At 46.7% G+C, this 1036-nt stretch carries 1 protein-coding gene; it reads left to right on the forward strand.

The features are described 5' to 3' along the window. A partial coding sequence (locus R8269_RS26250) for an FHIPEP family type III secretion protein (RefSeq protein ID WP_318223041.1) occupies window positions 1-980 on the forward strand: 980 nt, incomplete at its 5' end. Window positions 981-1036 lie beyond the last annotated feature (56 nt).

Genomic DNA, 1036 nt, shown 5'->3' on the forward strand with positions numbered 1-1036 from the left:
TAGTAAACAAGGATCAAGGTGCACCACTTTCGCAACGTATTCGTGGCGTACGTCGTAACCTCTCAGAACAGGTAGGTTTTCTTCTACCCGAAGTTCGCATTCGCGATAACCTAAGCCTAAAACCGAACCAATACACCATTTCTCTTAATGGCGAAGTGATTGAGCAGGGCTTCATCGAACCAGAGCGTTTAATGGCGATTGCCGTTGGCGACACCTACGGTGAAATCGATGGCATTCTAGGGAGCGATCCTGCTTACCAACTTCCTGCGGTTTGGATTGAACACCAAGACAAGGCGAAAGCGCTCAACATGGGTTACCAAGTCGTGGATGACGGTACCGTGATCGCAACGCACATCAGCAAAATCATGAAAACCAGCCTTGCAGAATTGTTTACACACGATGATGTAGAAGCGATGACGCAGCGCTTAACCCAACAAGCGCCGAAGTTGGCAGAAGCCTTAGCCGCTGCACTTAACCCAGCTCAACAGCTCAAAGTGTACCGCCAGCTATTGCTTGATCAGGTGCCACTAAAAGACATCCGAACCATTGCGAATACCATGCTGGAGTCTTCAGAAAACACGAAAGACCCGATTTTGTTAGCTGCTGATGTTCGCTGCGCACTAAAACGCACGCTGGTTAACTTAATTGCAGGGCAAAAACCTGAGCTCAATGTTTACGCTTTATCGGATGAATTGGAGCAAATGCTACTGACGTCGCTGCAACAAGCACAAGCTTCAGGTACAGTGGTTCTCGATAGTTTCCCAATCGAACCGAATATTCTTGGTCAGTTCCAACAAAACTTACCTTTGATTCGACAACAACTTAAGCAGCAAGGCTTACCGCCAATACTACTTGTAATGCCGCAATTACGCCCACTACTGGCGCGTTATGCGCGTACTTTCACTCAAGGATTGGCTGTGCTGTCTTACAACGAAATTCCAGAAAACAAACAGATCAATGTGGTAGGAAACCTTGGTTAATCTTATTTCAACACACGCGATATACGAATATCTTTGTAGTCTCGCGGTACAACACA

It is taken from the genome of Vibrio sp. Vb0667 (assembly GCF_033391095.1).